This is a genomic window from Sphingomonas mollis, from assembly GCF_016427505.1.
Taxonomy (GTDB): Bacteria; Pseudomonadota; Alphaproteobacteria; order Sphingomonadales; family Sphingomonadaceae; genus Sphingomonas; species Sphingomonas mollis.
Map to the genome: position 1 here is coordinate 214,753 of NZ_JAELXS010000003.1, position 14,762 is coordinate 229,514.

General features: G+C 66.8%; 8 protein-coding genes. All 8 read left to right on the plus strand.

The window, feature by feature from the left end; translation table 11 throughout:
* The 8 genes from JAO74_RS06815 to treY all read left to right on the plus strand — a co-directional run bounded on the left by JAO74_RS06815 (position 1) and on the right by treY (position 14,637).
* Entirely contained in the window at positions 1 to 372 is a 372-nt protein-coding gene (locus JAO74_RS06815) for a DUF4440 domain-containing protein (protein WP_233150750.1), read from the plus strand.
* Positions 373 to 493: 121 nt separating this feature from the next.
* On the plus strand, positions 494 to 859 hold the full coding sequence (locus JAO74_RS06820; protein WP_199036389.1) for a DUF2934 domain-containing protein: 366 nt from the start codon (positions 494 to 496) through the stop codon (positions 857 to 859).
* 18 nt (positions 860 to 877) lie between these two features.
* Positions 878 to 2,905: an alpha-1,4-glucan--maltose-1-phosphate maltosyltransferase gene (locus JAO74_RS06825; RefSeq protein WP_199036392.1), complete on the plus strand. Its 2,028-nt coding sequence runs from the start codon at positions 878 to 880 to the stop codon at positions 2,903 to 2,905.
* On the plus strand, positions 2,902 to 6,123 hold the full coding sequence (gene treS / locus JAO74_RS06830) for a maltose alpha-D-glucosyltransferase (protein WP_199036394.1): 3,222 nt from the start codon (positions 2,902 to 2,904) through the stop codon (positions 6,121 to 6,123). The genes JAO74_RS06825 and treS overlap by 4 nt, the downstream gene beginning before the upstream one ends.
* A gap of 351 nt (positions 6,124 to 6,474) precedes the next feature.
* Positions 6,475 to 8,574 carry a glycogen debranching protein GlgX gene (glgX, locus tag JAO74_RS06835; RefSeq protein WP_233150751.1) on the plus strand — a complete coding sequence of 700 codons (2,100 nt, stop codon included), beginning with the start codon at positions 6,475 to 6,477 and terminating at the stop codon, positions 8,572 to 8,574.
* Complete coding sequence (gene treZ, locus JAO74_RS06840; RefSeq protein ID WP_233150752.1) at positions 8,553 to 10,274, plus strand: malto-oligosyltrehalose trehalohydrolase; 1,722 nt, start codon at positions 8,553 to 8,555, stop codon at positions 10,272 to 10,274. The genes glgX and treZ overlap by 22 nt, the downstream gene beginning before the upstream one ends.
* Entirely contained in the window at positions 10,271 to 12,253 is a 1,983-nt protein-coding gene (malQ, locus tag JAO74_RS06845) for a 4-alpha-glucanotransferase (RefSeq protein WP_199036399.1), read from the plus strand. The genes treZ and malQ overlap by 4 nt, the downstream gene beginning before the upstream one ends.
* The gene (gene treY, locus JAO74_RS06850; RefSeq protein WP_199036401.1) at positions 12,250 to 14,637 is read left to right on the plus strand and encodes a malto-oligosyltrehalose synthase; all 2,388 of its coding nucleotides are present in this window, start codon (positions 12,250 to 12,252) and stop codon (positions 14,635 to 14,637) included. The genes malQ and treY overlap by 4 nt, the downstream gene beginning before the upstream one ends.
* Positions 14,638 to 14,762 lie beyond the last annotated feature (125 nt).

Here is a 14,762-nt window from a genome sequence, read left to right on the forward strand (position 1 = left end):
ATGATGGACGACAACCGGGTATGGACGTTCGAGGAAAGCCTGTGGACGGGCGATGCGGAGCATTACCGCGCCTCGATCGACGACGAATGCCTGATGGTCCTGCCGCAGCCGCCCTTCGTCATGAGCGGCGGCGAGGCGATCGAGGCGGTGGCGGCCACGCCGCGCTGGTCGTCGGTCGAGATCACCGACCGGCGGATCGCCCGGCCGGAAGAAGGCCTGATCGTCGTCGCCTATCACGCCCGCGCGACGAAGGACGACGGCCCCGGATACGAGGCGCACTGCACCTCCACCTATCGCCGCCGCGCGCATGAGGACTGGCTGGTCGTGCAACACCAGCAGACGCCGCCGCTCGCCATCACCGCCGCGGCCTGATGGATGGTCGCCGACCGAGTGTCCGATGCAACCGGACGCGCGGTCGGCGGTTTTCATTCGACTTGCCCCATGGGGTCAGTTGAGGAAAACAGTGTCCGTTCATCTGAAGGAGAAACTGGCAATGTCCGACGATCGTCATGAATCCATCAGCCGCCGCGCCTATGAATTATGGGAAAAGGAGGGTGGCAGCCACGGACGCGACACGGATCATTGGCATCAGGCGGCCGGCGAGGTCGATCAGGGCGGCACGCAGGTAGCGCCGGACGGCACGACCATCGGCGAGGGCAGCAGCATCGCCGATGCGGAGGCGACCTCGTCCGCGACGCGCGAGGCGCCGGCCGGATCGACGGACGAAGCGGAACCGGCAGATTCGCCGGCCGTGGCGACCCCCCGCGCCAAGGCACCGCCGAAGCGCAAGGCGCCGGCCGAACCCGCCGACACGCCAGCCCCGGCCGCGCCCAAGCCGCGCAAGACCAAAACCAAGTAAACAGCGAGCGACAATTCCATGGCCGATGCCCTTTCCGCCGCGCCCCGCGCGGCTTCTTCCGCGTCGGCCATCATCGCCGCGTCGCCCGGACCGGCCGATCAGGCAGCCAGCGCCAGCCCACGGCTGGTCGTCGAAGAGGTGTCGCCGCACGTCGATGGCGGCGACTTCGCGGTCCGCCGCGTCGTCGGCGAGACGGTGACGGTCGAGGCCACCGTCTATACCGACGGGCATGAGCAACTGGCGGTCCATCTGTTGTGGCGCGCGGTCGATGAGGACGAATGGCACCGGGTGCCAATGGCCGCGCTGCCGACCGATCGCTGGACCGCCGACTTCACGCTGGAACGGCTGGGTCGGCATGAGTTTCTGGTCGAGGGCTGGCTCGACGTGTTCGGCGGGTTCCGCCGCGATTTCCGCAAGAAGCTGGATGCCGGCGTCGCGCAGCCGGTCGATTTCATGGAAGGGCGCGGGTTCGTCACGGCCGCAGCCAAGAGCGCATCGGGCAAGGCACTGGCCGCTTGGCCGGCCAAGCTGGAGGCGTCGGGCGACGATATGGCCGGCGCGGCGCTGCTGTTGTCGGACGAACTGGCCGGGTTGATGGCGGCGGCGGATCAGCGGCCTTTTGTACTGCGCTCGCCCCGCCAGTTGCTGGATGCCGAGCGGATCGCGGCGCGGTTCTCGTCATGGTACGAGTTGTTTCCCCGTTCGATCACGCCCGATGCCGGCCGGCACGGCACGTTCGACGACGTCGTCACGCGCCTGCCCCAGATCCGCGACATGGGCTTCGACACACTGTATTTCCCGCCGATCCATCCGATCGGGCGCACCAACCGCAAGGGGCCGAACAACACGCTGATTGCCGGCCCCGATGATCCCGGCAGCCCCTATGCGATCGGCGCGGCCGAGGGCGGGCATGATGCGGTGCATCCCGATCTCGGCGGGTTCGAGGCGTTCGCTCGGCTGGTCGAGGCGGCGCGCGCGCACGGGCTGGAGATCGCGCTGGATTTCGCGATCCAGTGCTCGCCCGACCATCCGTGGCTGACCGATCATCCCGGCTGGTTCGCGTGGCGGCCGGACGGATCGATGAAATATGCGGAAAACCCGCCGAAGAAATATCAGGATATCGTCAACGTCGATTTCTATGGCCCCGATGCCGTTCCCGGCCTCTGGGTGGCGCTGCGCGATGTCGTGCTGCTGTGGGTCGAACACGGCGTGAAGACGTTCCGCGTCGATAATCCGCACACCAAGCCGCTGCCGTTCTGGGAGTGGATGATCGCCGACGTCCGCGCGCAGCATCCCGACGTCATCTTTCTGGCGGAGGCGTTCACGCGCCCGACGATGATGTACCGGCTCGCCAAGGTCGGCTTCTCGCAATCCTATACCTATTTCACGTGGCGGGACGGCAAGCAGGAACTGACCGATTACATCACCGAGCTGACGACGACGGCACCGCAGGAGTTCTATCGTCCGCATTTCTTCGTCAACACGCCGGACATCAATCCGGTCTTTCTCCAGACGTCCGGCCGCCCCGGCTTCCGCATCCGCGCCGTGCTCGCCGCGACGCTGTCCGGCCTGTTCGGCGTCTATTCGGGGTTCGAGCTGTGCGAAGCCGATCCGGTGCCGGGCAAGGAAGAATATAACGATTCCGAGAAATACATCGTAAAGCCGCGCGACTGGAACGCGCCGGGCAACATCATTCAGGATATCGCGATGCTGAATCGCATCCGGCGGCAATATCCGGCGCTCCAGACGCACCTGAACACGAAGTTCTTCGTTGCCGGCGACGACAACATCATCTGGTACGGCAAGCCCGATCCCGATGGTGCCGGCATGATCTGCGTCATGGTGAACATGGACCCGCATGAAGGCCATGACTGCGCGTTTCAGGTACCGCTGTGGGAATTCGGTCTTGACGACAATGCCAGCATCGCCGTCGAGGATCTGGCCGAAGGCTATCGTTTCAACTGGTATGGCAAGGATCAGACGATCCGGATCGAACCCGACCAGCCCTATCGCATCTGGCGCCTGACGGCGGGGAATCTTGCATGAACGCGACGAACGACGTGACGACGACTGCGGATGCCGGCGTGGGTCACGATCCGCTGTGGTACAAGGACGCGGTCATCTATCAGGTGCACGTCAAATCCTTCTTCGATTCGAACAATGACGGCATCGGCGATTTCAAGGGCCTGATCCAGAAGCTGGATTACATCGCCGATCTGGGCGTGACGTGCATCTGGCTGCTGCCCTTCTATCCCTCGCCGCGCCGCGACGACGGATACGACATCGCCGCCTATCGCGACGTGTCGGAGGATTACGGCACGATGGCGGAAGCGACCGCCTTTATCGCGGCGGCACACGCGCGCGGCATCCGCGTCGTCACCGAACTGGTCATCAACCACACGTCGGACCAGCACCCCTGGTTCCAGGCCGCGCGCAAGGCGCCGCCGGGATCGCCGGAGCGCGATTTCTACGTCTGGTCGGACGACGACAAGCTGTACAGCGGCACCCGCATCATCTTTCTCGACACCGAAAAGTCGAACTGGACATGGGATGAAGAAGCCGGCGCCTATTTCTGGCACCGCTTCTATTCGCACCAGCCCGACCTGAACTTCGACAACCCGGCGGTGCTGGAAGAGGTGCTGGACGTCATGCGCTTCTGGCTCGACCTCGGCGTCGATGGCCTGCGGCTGGATGCGATCCCTTATCTGATCGAACGCGACGGCACCTCGAACGAGAATCTGTCCGAAACGCACGACGTGCTGAAGAAAATCCGCGCCGCGCTGGACGCCGAATATCCCGACCGGATGCTGCTCGCCGAAGCGAACATGTGGCCCGAGGATACGCAGCAATATTTCGGCGACACGGCGGCGGTGGGCGAGGCGGGCGACGAATGCCACATGGCGTTCCACTTTCCGCTGATGCCGCGCATGTACATGGCCGTGGCGCAGGAGGATCGGTTCCCGATCACCGACATCATGCGTCAGACGCCGGACATTCCAGCCAACTGCCAATGGGCCATCTTCCTGCGCAACCATGACGAGTTGACGCTGGAAATGGTGACCGACGCCGAGCGCGATTATTTGTGGAACACCTATGCCGCCGATCGGCGCGCCCGGATCAATCTGGGCATCCGGCGCCGTCTCGCGCCTCTGATGCAGCGCGACCGGCGGCGGGTCGAATTGATGAACGCGTTGCTGCTGACGATGCCGGGTACGCCCGTCCTCTATTATGGCGACGAGATCGGGATGGGCGACAACATCCATCTCGGCGACCGCGACGGTGTTCGCACGCCGATGCAATGGTCGCCCGACCGCAACGGCGGCTTCAGCCGCGCCGATCCGCCCAACCTGACGCTGCCGGTGATCCAGGACCCGCTTTACGGATTCGAGGCGGTCAACGTCGAGGCGCAGGAGCGTGACGGCCATTCGCTGCTGAACGCGGTCAAGCGCATGCTGGCGGTGCGGCGCGAGCATCCCGCCTTCGGGCGCGGCACGCAGCGTTTCCTGCGGCCCGCCAACCGCAAGATACTGGCCTATGTGCGCGAGCATGAGGGCGATACCATCCTGTGCGTGTTCAACCTCGGCCGCACCGCGCAGGCGGTGGAGCTGGATCTGGCAGAATTTGACGGCCGCACGCCGATCGAATTGACTGGCGGCACGCCGTTTCCGGCGGTCGGTCCGAACCCCTATGTCCTGACGCTGCCGCCCTATGGCTTTTTGTGGTTCGCGCTGTCGGCGGACGCGGATGCACCCAACTGGGCGACGCCGCCGGCCGCGCTGGAGGCGGAGCGCTTCACTTTCGTGTTGCGGCCGGGCTTCGGCGATATCGCGGTGGGGGCGAACCGGTCGGTGCTGGAGCGCGACGTGCTGCCCGCCTATATCGCCGCGCGCCGCTGGTTCGGGGCGAAGGACGAGCAGGTGCGGGCGGTACGCATCCTGCATCTCGATCCGATGCCGGACGTCGACGACCTGCTACTCGCCGAGATCGAGGTGGAGACCGATCGATCGACCTATCGTTATGCCATGCCGTTCGGCATCGCGTGGGAGGGTGACGCCCAAGGCCGCTTCGCCGGCGCGCTGGCGCTGGCCCGCGTGCGCCGCGGCCGGCAGGTCGGGTTGCTGACCGATGGCTTCGCGGTCAACGAATTCGCCCGCAGCGTGATCGGTGGCATGACCGCGAACACCGTGACGGGCGAGGGTGATACCGCGCTCTCCTTCACGTCCGACGGCCTCGATGTCGGCACCGACGCCGAACTCGAATGGCTGACCGCCGAACAGTCGAACAGCTCGATGGTGCTGGGCCAGTCGGTGGTGCTGAAACTGCTCCGCAAGCTGGAATCCGGCATCCACCCCGATGCCGAGATGGTACGTTACCTGACGGCGCGGGGTTTCGAGGCGGTGCCGCCGGTGCTGGGCGAAGTGCGCCGTGCCTCGGACGGCACGCTTCTGATGCTGGCGCAGCGGTTCGTCCATAATCAGGGCGATGCGTGGAGCTGGACGCTGGGCGTGCTGGAACGGCTGGCGAGCGCCGACGATGCCACCTTCTCCAACTATGCCAGCTTCGCCGAAACGCTGGGGCGGCGGCTGGCGGAGATGCACGCGGTACTGGCATTGCCGACCGACGATCCCGCCTTCGCCGCCGATATCCTGTCGGCGGACGGGGCGGCGCGTCTGGGCACGGACATCCTCGGCGATGTCGACACCGCCATCCGCCATGTGACGGCGGCGGGGCTTGAGGGCGAGGCGGCCGGATGGCTCGTCGCGAACCGCGACGCGCTGGCCGACCGCATTCGTCAGGTCGCGACCGCCGCGGCCGGGCAGCGACTGACACGCATCCATGGCGATCTGCATCTGGGGCAGGTGCTGGTGACCGCTGGCGACGTGATGCTGATCGATTTCGAGGGGCAGCCCGCGAAACCGCTCGCCGAGCGCCGCGCCAAGGATCTGGCGATGCGCGACGTCGCCGGCATCCTGCGCTCGTTCGATTACGCCACCGCCGTCGCCGACCGGTCACGCCCGCCGGGGCCGGACACGGAAGCATTGCGCGCCGAGCATCGCTACGCCCGCTTCTGCCACCGCGCGCGCGAGACGTTCCTCGACGCGTATCAGGCGGCCAGCGACAGCCAGCCCGACGTCGCGCTCCTCGACCTGCTGCTGGTCGCCAAAGCAGCGTACGAGGTCGGATACGAGGCAGCGAACCGGCCCGACTGGATCGAGGTGCCGGTCGACGGCCTGTTCCGCGCGGCGCGGCGACTGGTGGGCTGAGAGGAGCCGACAGAATAAGAGGGTTCACGCGGAGGCGCGGAGACGCGGAGAAGAAGTGCGACGAAGGTCGATCGTGATGTAACAGGATCGACGTCCTACGAGTGTATGGTTGATCGACAGGGGCCTGCGGCCGTGGTTCCGGCCGCGCGCAGCGCCCTGATCTCTCTTTTCTTCTCCGCGTCTCCGCGCCTCCGCGCGAACCATTCAGACATCTGAAGGTCGCGCACGCTCTGCAAAAGTCCACCATCCCGCAGACGCATGAGATTCGCTCATCAATAAATGCCCGCAACGGGAACATCATCCGCCGGGAACGGGTTCTCGCGGGCATATCCACCAACGGGGGTTACTGCCTTGAGTTCTTTGCCCGACCGGCTGGAAGCCGGATCGCCTTATCCGCTCGGCGCGACCTGCGTAGGCGAAGGCGTGAATTTCGCGGTCTTCTCCGCCAACGCCGAAAAGATCGAGCTGTGCGTCTTCGACAGCGCCGGCAAGCGTGAGTTGAAACGCTATCCGCTGACCGAGTGGACCGACGAGGTCTGGCACGGCTACCTGCCCGATGCCGGCCCCGGTCTGGTCTATGGCTACCGCGCCTATGGCCCGTACGAGCCGGAACAGGGTCATCGCTTCAACCCCAACAAGCTGCTGCTCGATCCGTATGCGCGCAAGCTGGTCGGCCAGATCAAATGGAACGACGCGCTCCACGGCTATCAGGTGAAGGGCAAGCGCGAAGACCTGAGCTTCGACAAGCGCGACAGCGCGATGGCGATGCCCAAGGCGATGGTGGTCGACGATCATTTCGACTGGTCGGGCGATCGCAAGCCCAACACGTCATGGTCCGACACGGTCGTCTATGAAGCGCACGTCAAGGGCCTGACCAAGCTGTTCGAACTGGTGCCACCACAGGAGCGCGGCACGTACAAGGCACTGGGCCATCCGAAGGTCATCGATCACCTGAAGCGGCTGGGCGTCACCGCGCTTGAGTTGATGCCGATCCATGCCTTCACGCAGGACCGGTTCCTGCAGGAAAAGGGCTTACGCAATTACTGGGGCTACAACACCCTCGCCTTCTTCGCGCCCGAGCAGAGCTATTTCGCGACCGACAGCCAGGACGAACTGCGCCGCGCGGTGCGCAAGCTGCACGCAGCCGGGATCGAGGTGATCCTGGACGTCGTGTACAACCACACCGCCGAAGGATCGGAGAAGGGCCCGACGCTGTCGTGGCGTGGGCTGGACAACGCCACCTATTACCGGCTGGTGCAGGGCGATCCGCGCTACGCGATCAACGACACCGGCACCGGCAACACGCTGAACACCGACAAGGCGCGCGTCATCCAGATGATCGCCGATTCGCTGCGATACTGGGCGACCAGTTTCGGTATCGACGGCTTCCGTTTCGATCTCGGCCTCACGCTGGGGCGGACGGCGGAGGGGTTCGACCCCGGCCATGCGTTCTTCGACGTGCTGCGGCAGGACCCGGTGCTGGGCCGCCTGAAGCTGTCGACCGAGCCGTGGGACATCGGCCCTGGCGGCTATCAGCTCGGCAATTTCCCGCCCGGTTTCGCCGAATGGAACGACAAGTATCGCGACACGGTGCGCAAGTTCTGGCGCGGCGACCCCTCGCAGCGGGGCGATCTGGCCGCGCGCCTGTCGGGATCGGGCGACCTGTTCGACCGCCGCGCCCGCCGGCCATGGGCAAGCGTCAACCTGCTCGCCGCACATGACGGCTTCACGCTCGCCGATACGGTCGCTTACGAAGAACGCCACAACGAGGCGAACAAGGAAGACAACAAGGACGGTCATTCCGAAAACTACTCGCGCAACTGGGGCGCGGAGGGGGAGACGGAGGACGAAGGCATCCTGACGACGCGCGGCAATGTGCAGCGGTCGATGCTGACCACCTTGTTCGCCTCGCTCGGCACGCCGATGCTGGTCGCGGGCGACGAGTTCGGCCGGTCGCAGGGCGGCAACAACAACGCCTATTGCCATGACGACGAGATCAGCTGGCTCGACTGGTCGAAGATGGACACGCCGGAGGGCAAGTCGCTGTTCGACTTCACGTCGCGCCTAACCGAACTACGTCGGCGTTATCCGATGCTACGCGCGGCATCCTTTCTCTACGGTCAGGACGATGCCGGGCACGGCATCAACGACATCGAATGGTGGGACGAGCGTGGCGAGCAATTGTCGGGTGACGACTGGAACAACCCGGAGGGCCGCGCCCTGCTGATGCGGCGGGCGATCAAGCTGGACAGCGGCGAGATCGAGGCGGTGTCGCTCCTGCTGAATGCTTCGGACGATCCGATCACCTTCCACGTGCCATCGCCACAGGCCGACCGCACCGTCCTGATCGACAGCGCGAAACCCGATCAGGGCGAAACCGCGATGACCGACGAATATGAGCTGGGCGCACACGGCGCCGCGCTCGTCACATGGAAGCTGGCGGCGGCCTGATGCGCTGGGGACCGGTACTGGCGGCGACGGGCACGACCTTTCGTCTGTGGGCGCCTGATCGCGCGGCGGTGACGCTGGAAATCGATGGCGGCGATCCGGTGGCGATGACGGTGGGCGAGGGCGGCTGGTTCACGGCCGACGCGCCCGTCGGGGCGGGAGCTCGCTATCGCTTCCGCCTGTCGGACGATCTGGCGGTGCCGGACCCGGCATCGCGGGCGCAGGACGGCGGCGTCAACGGCTGGAGCGTGGTCGTCGACCTCGCAGCCCGGCCGTGGCGCAGCGCCGACTGGCGCGGGCGGCCATGGGAGGACATGGTGATCCAGGAAGTCCATGTCGGCCTGCTGGGCGGTTTCGACGGCGTCGCCGCGCATCTGCCGGCGATGGCCGATCTGGGCATCACCGCCATCGAACTGATGCCGGTCAATGCGTTCGGCGGCACACGCAACTGGGGCTATGACGGGGTGCTGCCCTATGCCCCGGCGGAAAGCTGTGGCTCGCCCGAAGCGCTACAGGCGTTGGTCGATCACGCGCATGAACTGGGCATCTCGGTCTTCCTCGACGTGGTCTATAATCATTTCGGCCCGGACGGGAATTATCTTGGCGAGTATGCCAAGGGCTTCTTCCATCCCGAAGTGAAGACGCCGTGGGGTGGTGCGGTGGCGGTGGATGAGGAGCCGGTGAAACGCTTCTTCATCGACAACGCGCTGATGTGGCTGACCGATTATCGCCTCGATGGCCTGCGCTTCGATGCGGTCCATGCGATCAACGACGACGCGTTCCTCGACACGATGGCGGCGGAAATTCGAGCCAAGGTGGATCGTCCGGTGCATTTGGTGCTGGAAAACGAGAAGAACGACGCGGATCGTCTCTCCCCCGGCAAATACGACGCGCAGTGGAACGACGATTTCCACAACGTCCTCCACGTTCTGCTGACCGGCGAGGAAGACGCCTATTACAGCGACTTCGCCGATCGCCCGGCCGAACGGCTGGCGCGGTGCCTGAGCGAAGGCTTCATCTATCAGGGTGAGGGATCGGCCAATCACGACGGCAAGACGCGCGGCAAGCCGTCCGCGCGCCTGCCGCCGACCGCGTTCGTATCGTTCCTCCAGAACCACGACCAGATCGGCAACCGCGCGCTGGGCGAGCGCCTGACGCTGCTGACCGATCCCGCGAAGCTGCGTGCGGCGACGCTGCTGTTGCTGCTGGGGCCGCAGATACCGCTGCTGTTCATGGGTGACGAGAGCGGAGCGCAGACGCCGTTCCTGTTCTTCACCGATTTCCACGACGAGCTGGCCGATGCCGTGCGCGAAGGCCGGCGCGGCGAATTCGCAAAATTCGCTGCCTTCGCCGATCCAGACAAGCGTGAAGCGATCCCCGATCCCAACGACCGGGCGACGTTCGACCGGTCGCGTGCGGAACCCGGTCCCGATGCCGATGCGTGGCGCACGTTCTATCGCGACATGCTCGCCTTGCGTCGCGAGCATATCGCCCCGCATCTGGCCGGCGCGACGTCGCTGGGCGCGGAGGCGGTGGGGGAGGCCGCCGTCGTGGCGCTGTGGCGCTTGGCGAACGACACGGTGCTGACGATCGCGCTGAACCTCGGCGATACGGCCATCCCGGTGCCGGGCGGGAAGCCACTCGCCGTCACCGGCACGCCGGGCGCGCCCGCCAGCGCGGCGGCATGGATCGACCCGGCATGAGCGGCCTGCACGATCTCGCCCGCGCGGCCGGACTCCAGATCGACTGGACCGATGCCGGCGGACAGGCGCAACGCGTCAGTGACGAGGCGCTGGCCGGCGTGTTGGACGCGCTCGGCTATCGCAGCGACAGCGAGGCGGCGATCGCGGATGCGCAAGCACGGATCGCAGCGGAGCGGCGCGATCAGGCGACGGCCTTCGTCTCGGGCGATGTCGGCACGCCGATCGCGATCGACGACGTGTCGGGCGAGGGTGAGCTGATCCTCGACAATGGCGAGCATCGCACCGTCACGATCGACGGCGAACTGCCGGCAATCGACCGGCCGGGCTATCACCGGCTGGTCGTCGGCGACCGCGCCATCACCGTCGCGGTGGCACCGGCCCGATGCTTCATGGTCGGCGATGTCGCACCGGGCCGCAAGCTGTGGGGGCCGGCGGTGCAGATTCCGGCATTGCGCGATCACCGCGCCACCGCCTTCGGCGATTTCGGCACGCTCGCCCGGACCGCGGCGGCCTTCGGTGCGATCGGTGCGGATGCGATCGGCATCAGCCCCGTCCACTCGCTGTTCCCGGCCGATGCCGGTCGGTTCAGCCCCTATGCGCCGTCCAGCCGGCTGTTCCTCAACATCCTGCTTGCCGATCTGGCAATCGTCGGGCTGCCAGCGGGGGGCGAGGCGGCACCCGACCTGATCGACTGGTCCGATGCCATCCCGCAGCGACTGGCGCATCTGCGCGCCGCGTTCGAGGGCCGCACCGATGCGATCCGCGACGCCGTGGCCGCTTTCGTGGCGGAGGGCGGCGACGAACTCGTCCGCCATGCCCGCTTCGATGCGCTGCACGCGCATTTCTTCGCGGATGGCGCGCATGGCTGGCAGGATTGGCCGGCCGCGTTCCACGATCCCGCCGGCGAGGCCGTCGCCGCGTTTGCGCGTGAACGGAAGGGCGAGGTCGACTTCTATCTCTTCTGCCAATGGCTCGCCGATCGCAGCCTGTCCGAGGCGCAGAAGGCGGGCAAGGACGCCGGTATGGCGCTCGGCCTGATCGCCGATCTGGCGGTCGGCATGGACGCCGGCGGCAGCCACGCATGGAGCCGTCCGCAGGACCTCATCACCGGCCTGTCGATCGGCGCGCCGCCCGACTTGCTGGGGCCGGAGGGCCAGAATTGGGGCATCACCGGCTTCTCGCCCGGCGCGCTTCGGCGACTGGGGTTCGAACCGTTCATCGCCACGATCCGCGCGGCGCTGCGCCATGCCGGCGGCATCCGCATCGACCATGCGATGGGTTTGCAGCGCCTGTGGGTCGTACCCGATGGCAAACCGGCCAGCGAGGGTGCGTATCTGTCCTATCCGATCGACGACATGCTGCGCGTGCTGGCGATCGAATCGCAGGCGGCGCAGGCGATCGTCATCGGGGAGGACCTGGGCACGGTGCCTGAAGGCTTCCGGCCGAAGGCGGACGCGCGCGGGATGCTCGGCATGCGGGTCATGCCGTTCGAGACGGAGGGCGACCGGCTGAAGCCGCCGGCGAGCTACGATGCGCAGGCGGCGGCGATGACCGGCACGCACGACCTGCCGACGATCGCCGGCTGGTGGCGGGGCCGCGATCTCGACCTGATCTACGATCTCGGTCGCGCCACCCGCAACGAAAGCCGCGCCCATGCCGATGCGCAGCGCGCGCGCGAGCGGACAGGCTGGTGGGACAGCTTCACCGACGCCGGCGTCGCATCGGGCGTACAACCCGAACCCGATGACGGCGGCGCGGTGGTCGATGCCGCCCTCGGCTTCGTCGGCCGCACACCGTGCACGATCGCGATCGTGCCGATGGAGGATGTCGTCGGCCTGATCGAACAGCCCAACCTGCCCGGCACCACCGACGAACACCCCAACTGGCGTCGTCGCATGCCCGACGACACCGCTACGCTCCTCGCCCGCGACGATGTCGCCCCCCATGTCGCAACGATCAACGAAGCGAGAACCGCATGACCCCGCGCGCCACGTACCGGCTGCAATTGCACAAGGACTTCACCTTCGCCGATGCGGTGAAGATCGTCCCCTATCTCGACCGGCTGGGCATCAGCCACGCCTATCTGTCGCCGATCACCACCGCGACGAAGGGATCGACCCACGGATACGACGTGATCGATCCGACCGCGATCAACCCGGAGTTGGGCGGCGAGCAGGGCTATCGCGCGCTGGTGTCGGCGCTGCGCGATCGCGGCATGGGCGTCGTGATCGACATCGTCCCCAACCACATGGGCGTCGCGGGCGGTGAGAATGCGTGGTGGAACGACGTGCTGGCGCATGGCCAGGCGAGCGAATTCGCCGACGTGTTCGACATCGACTGGTCGCGCCCCGTCGTGCTGCCGGTGCTGGGCGATCCGCTGCCCAAGGCACTGGCCGACGACGCGATCGCGATCGAGGGCAATGCAGTGGTCGCGTACGGCGAGCACCGCTTCCCGCTGCGGCCCGAGGATCACGGCACCACTGCGACCGGCGACGAACTGGAGGCGTTGCTCGAACGCCAGCATTATCGCCTCGCCTGGTGGCGCACCGCCGATGACGAGTTGAACTGGCGACGGTTCTTCACCGTCAACGATCTCGCCGGTGTCCGCGTCGGGCAGGAATCGGTGTTCGAACGGACCCACGCGCTCTACTTCCGGCTGTGGCAGGAGGGACTGATCGACGGCGTCCGCATCGACCATGTCGACGGCCTGACCGATCCCGCCGGCTATTGCCGCCGCCTGCGCGCCCGCTTCGACGAGATGCCGCGCGACGGCGCGCAGGCGATCATCTGGATCGAGAAGATCCTAGGCGCGGGCGAACCGCTGGCGACCGATTGGGGCGTCGACGGCACCAGCGGCTACGACTTCATGGAGGACGTCGCCGCGCTGCTCCACGATCCCGCGGGCGAGGCGCCGCTGGCGACCGCCTGGGCCGATCTCAGCGGTCGTTCGGCCACCTTCGGGCCGGAGGAACTGCAGGCGCGACAGGATGAACTCGCCTGGCAGTTCGAGGGCCAGTTGAAGGGCTGCGTCCGCGCCTTCGCCACGCTGGCGGAGAGCGATCCCGACAACGTCCTGACGCCGGCGATGCTGCGCCGCGCGATCGAGCGATTGCTGTGGGTCTTCCCGGTCTATCGCACCTATGGCCTCGGCGACACCGCCCCCGCCGGCGATGCCGCGATCCGCGAACAGGCACGCGAGCGGGTCGCGCCGCTGATCCCGCCGGGCGAGGATTTCGTGGTCGACGCGGTGCTCGCGTGGCTGGCGGGCGAGGGGCCGGGCGATACCGCGCTGGCGGCCGATGCCGTGCGTCGCTTCCAGCAGTTGTCGGCGCCCGTCGCGGCGAAGGGGGTCGAGGACACTGCCTTCTATCGTTATGGCCGGCTGCTCTCGCGCAACGATGTCGGCTTCGACGCCGACCGGTTCGCGCGGACGATCGACGAATTCCACGACGCCATGGCGATCCGGGCAAAGGCATGGCCGCTGGCCCTGCTCGCCACCGCCACGCACGACCACAAGCGCGGCGAGGATGTCCGCGCGCGCCTTGCCGTGCTGAGCGAGATGCCCGATCGGTGGCTGGCGCATGTCGCGCGCTGGAACGAACTGGCGGCCGCGCCGCTTGAGGGTGTCGATCCCGCCGACGCCTATATGCTCTACCAGACGCTCTATGGCGCTTGGCCGGACGGGCTGGCGATCGACGATGCCGACGGCCTCGCCACCTTCGCCGAACGCGTCAACAGTTGGCAGGAAAAGGCGCTGCGCGAAGGCAAGCTGCGATCCTCGTGGGAGGCACCGCAGGAAGACTATGAGACGCTGTGCAAGGCGCTGACCGACACGTTGCTCGACCCTGCGCGATCGGCCGCCTTCCTCGCCGATCTGGCCGACTTGCGGGGGACGACGGCACAGCCAGCCATGGCGGGTATTCTAGCCCAGACCGCGCTGCGGCTGACCGTGCCGGGGGTGCCGGACACCTATCAGGGCACCGAATTCCTCGACCTCAGTCTGGTCGATCCCGACAACCGGCGGCCCGTCGACTACACCGCCCGCGCGTACGAACTGGCCGGCGACCGGTCGCCCAAGCTGGCGCTGATCGCCGATCTGCTCGCGCTTCGCCGGGAGCATCCGGCGCTTTTCGCGCAGGGCGACTACACCCCGGTCGCGGCCACGGGCACGCGCGCCGCGCATGTGCTGGCGTTCACGCGGCAGGCGGGGGGCAAGCGCCTGTTCGTCACGGTCGGCCTTCATCTGGCGGAACTGTGCGGTGACGACTGGTGGGGCGATACCGCCGTGGTGGTGGATGGCGTGGCGGTGTCTGTTGCGGAGCTATTCGCCGATCGGACGGCGGTAGCGCGGGTATCGGGCTGACGCTGCCGATCTTCAGTCTGACCGTTCATCGGAAATTTAAGGCGTGATAACCTCCGTCTACATCGTCATTGCGAGCGTAGCGAAGCAACCCAGGGCGTCATGTGCTGCTCTGGGTTGCTTCGCTA